The organism is Desnuesiella massiliensis, assembly GCF_001403615.1.
GTDB classification, from domain to species: domain Bacteria; phylum Bacillota; class Clostridia; order Clostridiales; family Clostridiaceae; genus Desnuesiella; species Desnuesiella massiliensis.
Genome location: NZ_LN879457.1, coordinates 1,166,688 through 1,179,200, shown reverse-complemented (window position 1 = coordinate 1,179,200; position 12,513 = coordinate 1,166,688). Strand labels below are relative to the sequence as shown.

Here is a 12,513-nt window from a genome sequence, read left to right as displayed (position 1 = left end):
CTCCTAATATATATCTTCTTTTTTAAAGCTCTTAATACTTAAACCACTAAGACTTATGGTAATAATTCCCCATAGACTAAGGGTGATAAACTCATAATATTTAAAGGTGGTAAAAGCTCCGCTTTCCATAAACCACACAAAAGAATTCATAATTAGCATAAAAGGTGTAAAGGCACCTAAAAATATAAGATTGCTATGAGTAGGTGCAGCTCTTGGTAAAACTAGTACTAACCCAAATAATATGGCAAATATAAAAAATACTATGTAACTATTTTTTACAAATCTTGATATTATAAAGGCTATGCCATTAAAAATCAAAGAACATATATAAATAACCCCTATACCCAAAAGTAAATATTGTATAAAAGACATATTCCACCAGCTCATGTAAGGGAGATCATATTCTGCATTAAAATAACTGCTTATAGGAACTTGCCAAAGTTCATAATAGTCAAATTGAAGGAAATAAGTTAAAAGCCCTAAGCCCATGATAAGGGTAGCTATTAATAAGGTGGTAACCATTGAAGCTAAAAACTTGTCCACTATTAACCCTCTTCCTTTTTTACTGGAATAGGCTAGCAAATGTGTACTATTATCAAATTCATAATTTACTATGAAGGCTGTGATGAGTACTGACAATATCATTATTTCAAATATAAAGCTTCTAAATAGAGTTTTAAAAAGCAGGGAATGCATCCTATAAACACGACCCATAAAAAATAGATTTTTGTGTTCTTCATTTTTAATTAACTGATGAAATCTTTTAGCAAAGTCTTCATACTCTTTTCTTACAGTTTCTGCAGCTGCTCCGCTAAGTCTATATTTTTTTATTTCTCCTTCTGCTATTTGCATAAAATCTAATTTTTCATAAGTATCATCAATACCTTCAATAGTATTATAATAGGCTTCTATAATTCCTACCTCATTTATTAAATCCAACTCACTTTTGCTATATATGTCCTCTTTAGATTTTCCTTGATTATAGTTTAAACTTTCTAAAATTTCAAAGGCACTTTTATAAGTTCTAAAAGTCTTGTTATAAGTAATTTCATTAACCTTATTTAGTTCTTCCTCATAATAGATTTTAAACTTAGCCATCATGTTATCATCTATTTCATGACCTACTTTATCCACAATTTTATTTAATACCTTTAGCTCATCCTTATAATATCTATTTTGATATATAATAAAAAAATTAAAGGAGATAAATATTATCATAAGAGCTATAATTATAGGGGATGTTATTATCTTCTTAAACTCGTAGCTTTTTATATTCATATAAGCTTAATCCCTTTCTAAAGCTTCATCATTATAAACATATAAAAATACATCTTCTAGGCTTGGTTTAACCCTCTTCCAAGGGCTTTCTTCCTGTTCTTTGCATATAAATCTTATAATTATTTTGCCCTCTTCCTGCTTTTCAGATAGGGATATATGCCTTTTTCTAAATATCTCTAATTCTTGAAAATCCACTTCTGTCTCATATACCATTCCCTCAAGGATTTTACATAGATTTTTAATACTATCCTTATATAATACCTGATGCTCTTTTATCATAATAATTTCATTGGCTATGGATTCTACATCAGATACTATATGAGTGGAAAGTATAACTATTCTATCTCTAGATAATTCTGTAAGTAAATTCCTAAAACGAACTCTCTCCTTTGGATCTAACCCAGCTGTGGGCTCATCTAATATAAGAATTTTAGGATCATTAAGCATAGCCTGAGCTATACCTACCCGTTGAATCATACCTCCTGAAAACTTTTTCATCTTCTTATTTGCCACAGGTTCAAGAGCTACTAATCTTAAAAGCTCCTCTATTTTCTCCTTAGCTGCTCTTCTATCTATGCCTTTAAGAGCTGATAAATAAAGCAGATATTCTTTTGGGCTATAGTTTTTGTAATACCCAAACTCCTGAGGTAAATATCCTAAAATATCCCTATACTCCTCATCCATCTTAATAATATTCTGTCCATTGTAAAGTACTTCTCCTTCACTGGGAAAAAGTAATGTGGTAAGCATTTTAATAAGGGTGGTCTTTCCAGCGCCATTAGGAGCTAATAGTCCATATATACCACTTACAAATTCAATATTTATGTTCTTAAGAGCACAAAAACTCCCATAATTTTTGCTCACATTATTTAAAGATAACATTTTAAATCTCTCCTTTTATACTTCTAAAACTCATAATATTTTTAAGCCTCTTTATGTGACCATATATGCAAAGCAAGGTTACAACTAAGTACACATATATAGGTATGGTGTTTAAAACATTGATATAAGATTTTATATTGGATAAACACAAAAATAAATTAATTAGTATCCATCCACCTATAACAAAAAATTTGGTTATCTTTGATTTCATAATAAGTGTTATATATAAGAATGTGGTAGAAAATAAAAATAAAGAGGTTATAGAGATCATTAAAGCCCTTAAAAAGCTTATTTCTGCATACATTAAAGAAATGAACCCAACTAATGCTACATTGAACAAAATACATAGAACACTGAATACTAACATTCTAAACGCTGCTAACTGATATAAATTATACTTACATGTCATCTCTATCTCATAAGTACCCTTTTGTTTTGTATTAATAAAGGATAGTAGTGAAATCGCTAGGTATAAAAGAGGTGATACTATAACTATAAAAGCATAAATACTGCCTTTTGGCTGATAACTCCATAGTTCTTTATTTATTACAAGAGTAGATAAAATAAAAGCAAACAATAAAATAACAAAAATTATTTCTATAGCATCGTGAAATAAATATTTAACTCCTATGAGTTTATACATATTCTTTATATAAGTACAAAAAGATTCTTTAGGCTTCATTCCCTTTTCTACGATGATATCTATTTCCTTTTTTACGGTAATTTCATCAGGTATATCTACATGAAACTTTTCCCTATCCATATTCTCACTCCTCATAAACTTTTCTTATTTTTTTAATCATAGAATAATACTTTGTTTTTACCGTAGATTCAGGCAACTTTAACATATTAGATATTTCTAAGAAGGTATATCCCCCAAAAATCTTTAATCTAAATATTTGCTGATACAAAGCATCTAACCTGTTTACTATAGTAACTACTTTTTCAACATCTTGCTTATATTCTAAGCTTAATACCATATCTTCCTTGTCACATATATCTATTTCCTCTATATCCCTATGCATAATCCGCTGTTTATAATATTTTGAACGAAAATAATCCACTAGGGTATAGGTAGCTATCTTATATAACCAGGTTCTAAAAGCTGCTTTGTTCTCATCATAGCCTTCTAGGGATTTTAACATCTTTACAAATATATCTTGAGTTAAATCCATAGATAGTTCCTTATCAATTGTTTGCTTATATACATATGTATATATCTCTATATAGTATCGAGAAATAAGTTCATTGGCTGCTTCTTTGCTGCCTTTATTTTTAATTTGCCTTATCAATCTTTTATCTCTTTCCATTATCTCCACTCATCCATAGGCTGTAATTTTCAAATTATGTTTTCCTATTTATATTCGTAATAAATTTAAAAATAGTTTTAAATTTATCTTATTTGTACCATATTTTATTTTCTTTTACTTTGCTTATCAAAAATAAAAAAAGAACCATCATATTTTTAATGATAATTCTTTTTTGCTCTTTTTAAATTATATATTTCAAACTATCTATTTCAGGTTAAAGGTATAATCTATACAATATCAAAAGATTTTCCTAAATCCTCAGCTTTATGAGCATCTGAGCCATATACCTTTTTTACTCCATAAGCTTCAACTAGTTCTGCAAAAACACCTGAAGGATAAACTTCTTTGCAATAGGGCTTTCTATGACCAGCAGTGTTAAAATCTATTTCATAATTTCTTATTTTTATCTCTTTTACGACTTCCTCCATGAGTTTAATATTACTGTATTCTATAGGATATTCTTGATTAAAAATCCTCACTAAGGTAGGATGACCAATACGTTTAGGCTTAAAATTTCCTAGGTCAGCTTTTATTGCCTTTAATAAGGTTTCATAATATTTATCATATACTTTCTCTACACTGCCTAATTTACGGACTAATCTACCGAACTCTTCAACACTGGCATCTACAATATGATATTCATCCTCTAATTTAATTACATGTACTGATAATATGCCATCCTCTAATTTATTGCCATATTTATTTAAATTTCCTCTTATTTTTTCTTCATAGCCTTCAACATAGTCCACTTCAAGTCCAGTATTTATTTTTATGCTACCTCTATAACTTCTCTTCACAGACTCTAATTCTTCAAAATACTGTTCTATAACCTCTTCTGTCGGATTACAATATTTTAAAACTTCTGGGTCCATAAAATATCCTGGTAAAGGCATATGCTCTGTAAAAGTTATTTCCTCTAATCCTAACTCAATAGCTTGTTTAATATAAAGCTCAAAGGGATCCTTTGTGCCATGAGGGCAATAGGGGGAATGCATATGTCCATCTCTTAATACTTTAGAATTTTTCATAATTTCTCACCTTGCTTCCTAAGTTAATATTAAGTTGTTATATAATATTCAACATTATTCTTTTAAAACCTTTATCTTTACATATCTTTAACAGTTCTTTTATATGATACATCCTCAAAAAATAAAAAAGAACTATCATAATCTCTTGATAATTCCTTTTTATGCTTTACTTTTTTTCTCTTATCTTCATGAACACGAGACATAGCTGATAAACGTTTTATGCTTTCTCCATGTTCTTCTGGAGTCATAATATCTTTTACATAACCACCTTTTAGGGTGATTTTGTCTCTTGAATCCTTATTTTTCATCTGTACTGGCTTAGATTTTTTTGATTTCATATTAACACCTCTTTTATATCAATTACATTATTTAATTTATTATGCCCATAAAACTTATGCTGATATTATCACATAATAAATTACTTTTACAGTAATATTCTATAGCTATATTATATCATTATAGCTGTTGTTTTAAAAGCATAAGAGTCATAAAATCTGTGTTTTATGACTCTTTCATTAAACTATTATAGTTATATTAAATATTTCTTATTAATTAATTTTTCCAGAGCTCTATTTCTTAGTCCACTTCTGAAGCATAACTTTAGCAGATCTGGTCATCTCTTTAGAAAATTCTGCTCCAGTCTTTCTAGCATAAATGAATTGCCCATAATTCTTTGCCTTATATACATTGCTTGGAGAAACCAGCTTTTGCCTGTCTTTAAACATATCTTCAAAATCTGCTCCATCCAGTCTTTTATAGCTCTCATCAAACACTATATATTTCCTATTAAACCTAGGATTTATCCTGCGCTCTACATTTTCCGGATAGTATCCAAGACATAGCATTGCAACAGGCGTAGCCCAATCAGGCAAATTAAGCATTTCTCTATGAATCTCATAGTTTTCTATAATATCACCAATGTAACAGGAGCCAATTCCTAAGGCTTCAGCAGCTACTACTGCGTTTTGAGCTGCAATTATTGCATCTGCAGTGGCTAATAAAAAGTCTCCCTCATCTGGTCCTTCATACTCCATATTATTTTCTTTACAATAGTCTTTTACTCCACTATGCTCATAAAAATCAAACCATCTCTGCATATCTGCAAGAAAAATAAGTATAGTTGGTGCATTAGCTATAAAAGGCTGGTTGTCACAGGTTTCACTTAACCTCTTCTTTTTCGCCTCATCTTCTACTACTATTATAGAATAGAGCATCATATTACCTGCAGTAGGTGCTCTCATGGTGGCTTCAAGAATTATATCAAGATGCTCTCTAGAAATTTTTCCCTCCTTATACTTTCTTAAGGACATGCGGTTTGATAAAAGCTCAATGGTACTGTTCATAATTATTCATCCCCTTCATTTTATCTATTATTTTATTATAGATCTTATGCATATGAGGCTCATTGCTGTATAGGTTCACTTCATTTATAGGAATCCATTTGACTCCACTATTTTCATCTGTTTTAACCACAAGGACTTCATTTTCATCACCTTCAAGTAAATAAGCTGCATTTAAATGAAGATGTGCAGATACGAATTTTCCTCTTTTCATATGAGCCTGCACAGGCATTATATCTAAAGCAAAAATATCTGAAATAATGGGCCTAATCTCTTTCACCCCAGTTTCTTCCTCTGCCTCTTTAATTGCTACCTGCAATAAGTCTTCTTCTCCATCTGCATGACCACCTGTCCAAGCCCATGAATTATATATATTATGATGTACCATTAAAATTTTATCTCTGCTTTTATTTACTATAAAACCAGAACTGGTCATATGCAAAAGCTCATTGTCCCTAGTAAGTATATTATCAAACTGGTTTGCAGATTTTAAAATCAATTCTCTATCCTTTGCCTCCTGCTCATTGAAAGGATTATAATTCTTTATGGCTTCTATCCAATTCATAATTTTTCTCTCTCTCTTTAAAAATTGTTAATATCAAAAAACTAAATAATATCAAGTTTCTGAACTATTTCCTCACATAATTTATGAGTTATTAGGGAATCTTCTATAGAAGGATAGCACTGGGTATTACTCTCCACTGCTTTTAAAAAAGCTTCTACTATATCGTAAAAACCTCTTCTATATAATATGGGATCCCAATCCTTAAATTTAATCAAGCTTTCCTTATCCTCTTTTAAGTGAGTGGTATTTATTAAATCCTTTACCACTAATTTATTTCCTGAGCTCATGTATTCAACCACTTCCTCTGTGGCTCCACTATCTCTATTCATTATGCCTATAGCATTAGTATTGCCATTAGAAAGTCCTATAACCACATTGTTTAAAAGCCCATGCTCTTTAAGTCCCTTAACATGTGTATCCTTTACTTCTCCATTCATTAAAAATCTCAAGGTATCTACCACATGAATGAAGTCATCAAAGATAAAGGTTCTAACCTCTCCAGGATGCGCTACTCTATTTTTTTCCATTATAATTATATCTGGCTGTCCATTATCTTTTAAGGCTTTATACATAGGCGCAAATCTTCTGTTAAAGCCCACCATCAAAATTTTGCCAACCCGCTTTGATAATTCTGCCACTCTTAAAGCTTCTACATAGTTATAGCTTAGAGGCTTATCCACATACACATGAATACCATTATTTAAAAGCTTCTCTGCAATTTCCACATGGCTTTCTGTAGAAGTATGCACAAAAGCTGCGTCTATCTTTAAATCTATTAGTTCCTCTAAGGTTGAAACATAGCTCTTTATTCTATACTTTTTAGAAAGGCATTCTAACTTTTCTATGTTTCTTGTACAAAATATTAATTCTACATTCTCTTTTGCTGTAATAATTGGTAAATACGCCTTCTCACATATGCTTCCTAGACCTATAACTCCTACTTTCATACATTATATTTAGAGCGAGGTTGCAGAACAAGTAACAACCTTCACTAAATGCTCACCTCTTTTCATAATATTTCTTCATAATAGCATATTAATATCTTAGCTATAATTAAGGTTAACTTTATTATACAATATCTAGAAATTTAATTCTCGAATTTTTTGAGGATATATTAATCAAAAAATAAAATTACTCTAAAAATTTTTAATTCTTTGTAACCAAATTTGTGTCCCTACATACTATATAATGTAAAATATCACAATACAAAAATTAACTAACAGATTTTTTATTATTTGCTAAAGGGGGGTGGCGTCCCAACAATGCTTAATTTTATATTATTCAATCCTCTACACACTTATACACTACCGGATGCAGTCCTAATTTTTATTGCCTCCATTTTCATATCCTTTCTATTTGCTAGGCTCATCATTAAAAAGCATAAGAGAATTAGCAGCTCATTAACTTCTCTAAAAGACATTGATCTTGAAAAACTTCTTGGTAGAGAACCTATTGAGCTCGACTTTAAAGGCATAAGAGAATTTTTAAAGGACACAAAGGTTTTAGTAACCGGGGCTGGAGGAAGCATAGGCTCAGAGCTTTGTAGACAAATAGCTAAATACGGCCCAAATGAATTATTACTTTTAGATATATACGAAAATACTGTTTATGACTTAGAAAATGAACTTATAAGAAAATATCCCTGGCTTAAAATAAAAATTTTAATTGCTTCTATAAGGGATAGGAAAAGATTAGATAGGCTTTTTAAAGAATATAAGCCGGATATTATTTTCCATGCTGCTGCTCACAAGCATGTTCCTCTTATGGAAGATCACCCTACAGAAGCAGTTAAAAATAATATATTGGGTACATTAAACATGGTAGAATGTGCTCATAATTATTCAGTTAAAAGTTTTGTTCTCATATCTACTGATAAAGCTGTAAACCCAAGTAATATTATGGGGGCTACAAAAAGAGTATGTGAAATGCTTATTCAAGCTATTAATGCCATAAGTGATACTAAATATGTAGCGGTAAGATTTGGCAATGTCCTAGGAAGCAATGGCTCCGTAATACCTTTATTTCTAAATCAAATAGCAGATGGCGGTCCTGTTACAGTGACAGATAAATATGTAACAAGATATTTTATGCTTATTTCAGAGGCCACTCAATTAGTTATTCAAGCTGGTGCCTTTGCTAAAGGAGGAGAAATCTTTGTACTAGATATGGGCGAGCCACTTAAAATCTATGATTTAGCTCACGCTCTTATAAAGATGACCGGCTTAAAGCCTAAAGAAGACATAGAGATACACATAACAGGGTTACGTCCTGGTGAAAAGCTCCATGAAGAATTGTTTATGGATGGTGAAGCATTATTCAAAACTACCAATAATAAAATTTTTGTGGGTAATCCTCAAAATATAAATTTAGAAGACTTAAAACAAAAAGTTTTTGAATTAGAGGAGGTAGTTTTGGAAAATGACGATTCAAAGGTTATAGAGAAACTTGCAGAAATAGTTCCTAATTATAGAAATATTGATAAATAGCCTTTACAATATGGAGAAAATTTTTTTCTCCTTATAGAATTTCATAAAAAATACAAGGAGGAAAACTAACCTCATGAGTATCAATGATATGAATATAAAAGATATCATTAATCTATTATTAAAACGTTGGAAACTACTATCTATAGCTCTATTAATACCTTTTATTTTAAGCATTATATTTAGTTTCTTTATTGCAAAGCCCGTGTATGGTGCTGAAGCTTCTGTAATAGTAGGTCCTCAAATTAGTAAGATCCCAAACCCATATACCTATAGTGATCTATTAATGTATGAGCACATGGTTAAAAGTTACAAGGAGGTATTAAAATCTAGACTTGTAGTGCAAAATACCATTGATAAATTATCCTTAAAAGATACTGTAGAGTCTATTAAAAAAAATATCACCATTAATACTATAGAGGGTACCGAAATACTAAAGATTTATTATACTAATAACAATCCTGACTACACCGCCACCATCGTTAACGGCTTGATAGATTCCCTAAAGGAAGTTACTGCCTCTATAAAGGGTGCAGATAATATAATAATTTTAGATAGAGCTGTGTACCCTGAAAAACCTATTTCACCTAACAAAAGTCTTAATGTGCTAGTAGGACTACTTTTAGGTATAGGATTAGCTTTAATTATTTTATTTCTTGTTGAATATAAAGCTCCTACAAAAGAATATGAGAATCCTTTAGATATAAGCGCTAATGAATAAAAAAACAAAGAGCTTTTATATTATCTAGAAATAAAGAGGGGGATTAGATGTTATCTAAAGATAGACGTCATTTAAGAATTAAAGCCTTTATTATTTGTTTTACTTTCACATTATTCACCACTTTATTAGGCTTTTTTTTAAGCAATCTTTTTATAAAGCCTGTATATAAAACTGACATCTCTCTAATAATAAGAGGTGATTCTAATAAAACTAAAAACAATGGTGATGAATATGAGGATAATATATTATTGTTCCAAAAGCTAGCACCTACTTATAGCGAGATATTAAAATCTAGAACTGTTACACAAGATGTTATTAATAAACTTAATCTAAATATAAATGTAAGAGAACTTCAAAAGAGTATCTCAATATCGCAAAAGAAGAACAGTGAATTTTTAATTATATCAGTTAGCGCTCATTCTGCAAAAAAATCAGTAGAGATAGCTAATCAAATAGCTATTTCCTTAAAAGAAACTAGCTTAAAGATTTTAAGAGAGGATTTTGTAAATGTACTAGATGAGCCTAAACTTCCCTCAAAGTCTTTAAATATAAACATTATAGTAACTACAATTTTTTCTTTTTTAATAGGTTTATTTACTTCCTTAGCTTTTATATTATCCTTTAAAAAAGTCACAAAGCATTAGACTCGTGACTTTTTTAAAGGCGTCTCCAAAAATAACTAGTCAGTCTACTCGTCTATTTTGCATAATACTGCGTCCGCTACTAATAGCCCGCTATTAATGGAACCTGTATCCTTGTCTTACGCAAAATATATGATCCATCTTTGACTAGTTATTTTTTACTATGCCTTATTTAAAATTATAATTTCTATCTGGCCTAGAATTTAAATCTATTACCTCCTTTGCATCATAGAATTTCAAGAAATTTTTTCTCCTATGTCTTAAGGTTATTCCATCTACTGCCATCCTATCTCCCATCACTGCTAAAGTGTTATTTGATATTTTTTCATAGGCTTCGCTACCTACAGCATAAAATATTTTAAATCCCTTAGATTGGAGATATTTAAATTTATCATTTTCCTCTGGTAAGCTAGACCCATGTGGATAGATGTAGATTTGAGTACTCCCAACTAAAGTAGCTACTTCCTTTTCCCACTTATCTATATCTCTCTTAAAGTATTCTAGGCTTACCTTTTGGTTATCATTATGGCCATAACTATGGCTTGCAAATTTCCATCCATTTTCTTTTAACTTGTTACCAACCCTTAAAGCTTCCGCCCTTTCCCTAGCATAGTTTGATGAATCATAATCTGATTTATACCCAAAAATCCCTTCATAGCCTGTAAGAGCTATGATACCTTTGGCCCCCTTTATTGAAAAATCAGGATGTTTTTCTACAAACTTATCTATGAGTATCACAGTTTCATCATAGCCTATTATCTCTTTACCATTCTTGTCCTTTCTATAAGTAGCTAACTGATTATTTTGATCTAATATTAGCCTTTGAGCAGTAGAGCTTCTCATACCTTCATTGTAGGATAAATCATCTATTGATATTATTAAAGGTTTTTTCTCCTTTGGAACCCTTATATTTTTCTTTTTCATAAGCTTTATACCATTTACTTCTACTTCTTCATATAATTCATTGGCATCTACTAGCACATAGTTATTACTATATAGGGATTCTAGCACCTTACTAAATTCCTCCACAGTAACAAACCAGTCGTCCATATTATCACTATTCCATTTTGGTCCTTTAAAAGCAGCCTCTTTGTCCAAAATTAAGGGATGAAAAAACAAATGCTCCACCGTTCCTTGAAAATCTACTAACTCAACTTCCTTATTAACTTCCTTCACAGGTTTAATCTCTTCTATTAAATCCACTTTTTCTTTTTCGCCTAAAAGTCTATTACTTTCTACCACAGGTATATTCTCTTCTTTTATTGTACAAGAGCTTAAAACGAAAGAACCTAATAATGCTAAAACTAATAGCTCCAAAGTTTTCTTCTTCATTAAAACCTCACTCCTACTATTTTAATTTATGTAGGCGCATAAATTAACTGCTATATAAACTCTCTCACTTAAAATTTTATAGGATTGGTTATAACAAAGGGTTACAATGCTGCTACAAATTGGTATCATTTTATAGACTTCTCCTTTTAATAATATAAACAAAAGTTCCTATAATAAATGCAGAACCTCCTATTCCAATTATCTTGCCTTGCTTTTTCATTTCCATCTGCGATTTTTGTGGTTTATCATTGCTTTTAGAATTTTGAATTTCTCTTTTTATTAACTGTATTTTCTTTTCATCATCTGCAGGATATATCTGTAAAGAGTCATCTAAATTTCTTCTTACATAGGCTTTATCTCCGTTAAAGAAAAAATTGCTCTCTCTTCCATTTGTATTTACAAACCATTGTAATGCAGTTAACTCTGCTCTTTGTCCTTCGTATAATCCTTCTTTTTCAATTTCTAAACTTTTATAATCCCATGAATTAGTCTTATATGCTCCCCAAGCTAGCTTATATCCTTTTTCCATCTTGTCTATGGATATTATACAATAATCTCCTATCTTAGGCTCTTTATTAATATATGCATATTTAAACTTTGATTCCAATACTATTTTTTTATCTTTTAAAGCACCACTTACTATATGATAAGTTTTTATTTCTATGCTATCTTCACTACTCTTTATTACCTCTCCTATTATTAATGCATCTTGATATCCTCCTGTAATTCTACTAAACACATCTCCTGCAAATGCTATCCTAGGTTCAAATAAAATAAATATAACAATTAGAATAACAGTCAGTGCCTTTTTCATAAATTTCAATCCTCCCTTTTATTGATTAAGTTATGTACTATAAAAATTGCCTACATACAATACGTAATCCATGAAAAATAAATTCAATAAAAATTTTCTTTTAACTAAGTTTTCAATGT

Annotated in this window: 13 protein-coding genes and 1 pseudogene; 3 read left to right on the top strand and 11 right to left on the bottom strand. The window is 30.3% G+C overall.

Translation table 11 applies throughout. The features are described from left to right. Positions 1-3: 3 nt before the first annotated feature. The 9 genes from BN2665_RS23445 to BN2665_RS23405 all read right to left on the bottom strand — a co-directional run bounded on the left by BN2665_RS23445 (position 4) and on the right by BN2665_RS23405 (position 7,350). Positions 4-1,278 (bottom strand): ABC transporter permease subunit, encoded by a 1,275-nt coding sequence (locus tag BN2665_RS23445; protein ID WP_055669511.1) that lies wholly within the window; start codon positions 1,276-1,278, stop codon positions 4-6. 6 nt (positions 1,279-1,284) lie between these two features. Then, on the bottom strand, positions 1,285-2,160 hold the full coding sequence (locus BN2665_RS23440; protein WP_055669510.1) for an ABC transporter ATP-binding protein: 876 nt from the start codon (positions 2,158-2,160) through the stop codon (positions 1,285-1,287). A 1-nt stretch (position 2,161) separates the two neighbouring features. Then, positions 2,162-2,923: a hypothetical protein gene (locus BN2665_RS23435; protein WP_055669509.1), complete on the bottom strand. Its 762-nt coding sequence runs from the start codon at positions 2,921-2,923 to the stop codon at positions 2,162-2,164. Positions 2,924-2,927: 4 nt separating this feature from the next. Further along, the gene (locus BN2665_RS23430; RefSeq protein ID WP_055669508.1) at positions 2,928-3,470 is read right to left on the bottom strand and encodes an RNA polymerase sigma factor; all 543 of its coding nucleotides are present in this window, start codon (positions 3,468-3,470) and stop codon (positions 2,928-2,930) included. A gap of 227 nt (positions 3,471-3,697) precedes the next feature. Then, the gene (hisJ, locus tag BN2665_RS23425; protein ID WP_055669507.1) at positions 3,698-4,501 is read right to left on the bottom strand and encodes a histidinol-phosphatase HisJ; all 804 of its coding nucleotides are present in this window, start codon (positions 4,499-4,501) and stop codon (positions 3,698-3,700) included. A 74-nt stretch (positions 4,502-4,575) separates the two neighbouring features. After that, complete coding sequence (locus BN2665_RS23420; RefSeq protein WP_055669506.1) at positions 4,576-4,836, bottom strand: hypothetical protein; 261 nt, start codon at positions 4,834-4,836, stop codon at positions 4,576-4,578. A 231-nt stretch (positions 4,837-5,067) separates the two neighbouring features. Beyond that, positions 5,068-5,841, bottom strand: coding sequence for a nitroreductase family protein (locus BN2665_RS23415; protein ID WP_055669505.1), 774 nt, complete (start codon positions 5,839-5,841; stop codon positions 5,068-5,070). Next, a complete protein-coding gene (locus tag BN2665_RS23410; protein WP_055669504.1) occupies positions 5,825-6,403 on the bottom strand; it encodes an NUDIX hydrolase in 579 nt (192 codons plus the stop codon). The genes BN2665_RS23415 and BN2665_RS23410 overlap by 17 nt, the downstream gene beginning before the upstream one ends. A gap of 41 nt (positions 6,404-6,444) precedes the next feature. Further along, positions 6,445-7,350 carry a Gfo/Idh/MocA family protein gene (locus BN2665_RS23405; protein ID WP_055669503.1) on the bottom strand — a complete coding sequence of 302 codons (906 nt, stop codon included), beginning with the start codon at positions 7,348-7,350 and terminating at the stop codon, positions 6,445-6,447. Between the two features lie 450 nt (positions 7,351-7,800). On the opposite strand from BN2665_RS23405, the pseudogene BN2665_RS23400 reads away from it, so the two are divergent. The 3 genes and pseudogenes from BN2665_RS23400 to BN2665_RS23390 form a co-directional block, all read left to right on the top strand. Next, a pseudogene (locus BN2665_RS23400) lies at positions 7,801-8,889 on the top strand (UDP-N-acetylglucosamine 4,6-dehydratase family protein); the annotation flags it as partial. A gap of 73 nt (positions 8,890-8,962) precedes the next feature. Beyond that, positions 8,963-9,607 carry a YveK family protein gene (locus BN2665_RS23395; protein WP_055669501.1) on the top strand — a complete coding sequence of 215 codons (645 nt, stop codon included), beginning with the start codon at positions 8,963-8,965 and terminating at the stop codon, positions 9,605-9,607. 47 nt (positions 9,608-9,654) lie between these two features. Continuing rightward, a complete protein-coding gene (locus BN2665_RS23390; RefSeq protein ID WP_055669500.1) occupies positions 9,655-10,251 on the top strand; it encodes a YveK family protein in 597 nt (198 codons plus the stop codon). 165 nt (positions 10,252-10,416) lie between these two features. Here the strand turns inward: BN2665_RS23390 and BN2665_RS23385 are convergent, their stop codons facing one another. Beyond that, positions 10,417-11,580: a polysaccharide deacetylase family protein gene (locus BN2665_RS23385; RefSeq protein WP_055669499.1), complete on the bottom strand. Its 1,164-nt coding sequence runs from the start codon at positions 11,578-11,580 to the stop codon at positions 10,417-10,419. A gap of 130 nt (positions 11,581-11,710) precedes the next feature. Next, positions 11,711-12,394, bottom strand: coding sequence for a hypothetical protein (locus BN2665_RS23380; protein ID WP_055669498.1), 684 nt, complete (start codon positions 12,392-12,394; stop codon positions 11,711-11,713). Positions 12,395-12,513: the final 119 nt, after the last annotated feature.

What these genes read in the sequence shown, in the direction of transcription:
- BN2665_RS23445 (WP_055669511.1), bottom strand. Translation starts at nt 1,278, where the DNA reads ATGAATATAAAAAGCTACGAGTTTAAGAAGATAATAACATCCCCTATA.
- BN2665_RS23440 (WP_055669510.1), bottom strand. Translation starts at nt 2,160, where the DNA reads ATGTTATCTTTAAATAATGTGAGCAAAAATTATGGGAGTTTTTGTGCT.
- BN2665_RS23435 (WP_055669509.1), bottom strand. Translation starts at nt 2,923, where the DNA reads ATGGATAGGGAAAAGTTTCATGTAGATATACCTGATGAAATTACCGTA.
- BN2665_RS23430 (WP_055669508.1), bottom strand. Translation starts at nt 3,470, where the DNA reads ATGGAAAGAGATAAAAGATTGATAAGGCAAATTAAAAATAAAGGCAGC.
- BN2665_RS23420 (WP_055669506.1), bottom strand. Translation starts at nt 4,836, where the DNA reads ATGAAATCAAAAAAATCTAAGCCAGTACAGATGAAAAATAAGGATTCA.
- BN2665_RS23415 (WP_055669505.1), bottom strand. Translation starts at nt 5,841, where the DNA reads ATGAACAGTACCATTGAGCTTTTATCAAACCGCATGTCCTTAAGAAAG.
- BN2665_RS23410 (WP_055669504.1), bottom strand. Translation starts at nt 6,403, where the DNA reads ATGAATTGGATAGAAGCCATAAAGAATTATAATCCTTTCAATGAGCAG.
- BN2665_RS23405 (WP_055669503.1), bottom strand. Translation starts at nt 7,350, where the DNA reads ATGAAAGTAGGAGTTATAGGTCTAGGAAGCATATGTGAGAAGGCGTAT.
- BN2665_RS23395 (WP_055669501.1), top strand. Translation starts at nt 8,963, where the DNA reads ATGAGTATCAATGATATGAATATAAAAGATATCATTAATCTATTATTA.
- BN2665_RS23390 (WP_055669500.1), top strand. Translation starts at nt 9,655, where the DNA reads ATGTTATCTAAAGATAGACGTCATTTAAGAATTAAAGCCTTTATTATT.
- BN2665_RS23385 (WP_055669499.1), bottom strand. Translation starts at nt 11,580, where the DNA reads ATGAAGAAGAAAACTTTGGAGCTATTAGTTTTAGCATTATTAGGTTCT.
- BN2665_RS23380 (WP_055669498.1), bottom strand. Translation starts at nt 12,394, where the DNA reads ATGAAAAAGGCACTGACTGTTATTCTAATTGTTATATTTATTTTATTT.